At 61.3% G+C, this 1,005-nt stretch carries 1 protein-coding gene; it reads left to right on the forward strand.

The window, feature by feature from the left end:
- The coding region (gene bamA, locus ACIPZC_RS26050) for an outer membrane protein assembly factor BamA (protein WP_400630443.1) at window positions 1-1,005 on the forward strand (1,005 nt) is incomplete at both ends.

Raw genomic sequence — 1,005 nt, forward strand, 5'->3', positions numbered from 1 at the left:
GTGCGTAACGAGCTGCAGCGCCAGTACGTGGCCCAGGGCCGCTACTCGGCCGAGGTCGACGCCGAGGTGGTGCCGCAGCCGCGCAACCGGGTTGCCCTGAAGATCAAGATCAACGAAGGCACCGTCGCTGCCATCCAGCACATCAACGTCGTTGGCAACACCGTGTTCGACGATGAAGAGCTGTCGCAGCTGTTCGAGCTCAAGACCACCAACTGGCTGTCGTTCTTCAAGAACGACGACAAGTACGCCCGCGAAAAGCTTTCCGGTGACCTGGAGCGCCTGCGTTCCTACTACCTGGACCGCGGCTACATCAACATGGACATCGCTTCCACCCAGGTGTCGATCACCCCGGACAAGAAGCACGTCTATATCACCGTCAACGTCAACGAAGGCGAGAAGTACACCGTTCGTGACGTGAAGCTGTCGGGTGACCTGAAGGTGCCGGAAGACCAGGTCAGGTCGCTGCTGCTGGTGCAGCCGGGCCAGGTGTTCTCGCGCAAGGTGATGACCACCACGTCCGAGCTGATCACCCGCCGCCTGGGTAACGAAGGCTACACGTTCGCCAACGTCAACGGCGTGCCACAGCCCAATGACGAAGACCACACCGTCGACATCATGTTCGTGGTCGACCCGGGCAAGCGTGCCTACGTCAACCGCATCAACTACCGCGGCAACACCAAGACCGAAGACGAAGTGCTGCGCCGCGAAATGCGCCAGATGGAAGGCGGCTGGGCTTCGACCTACCTGATCGACCAGTCCAAGACCCGTCTGGAGCGCCTGGGCTTCTTCAAGGAAGTCAACGTCGAGACCCCGCCAGTGCCGGGCACCGACGATCAGGTCGACGTCAACTACAGCGTCGAAGAGCAGGCGTCCGGCTCGATCACTGCCAGCGTGGGCTTCGCCCAGAGCGCCGGCCTGATCCTGGGCGGTTCGATCAGCCAAACCAACTTCCTCGGTACGGGTAACAAGGTTTCCATCGGTTTGACCCGCTCGGAATACCAGACC

It is taken from the genome of Pseudomonas sp. NPDC089743 (genome assembly GCF_044748785.1).
GTDB lineage: Bacteria > Pseudomonadota > Gammaproteobacteria > Pseudomonadales > Pseudomonadaceae > Aquipseudomonas > Aquipseudomonas putida_X.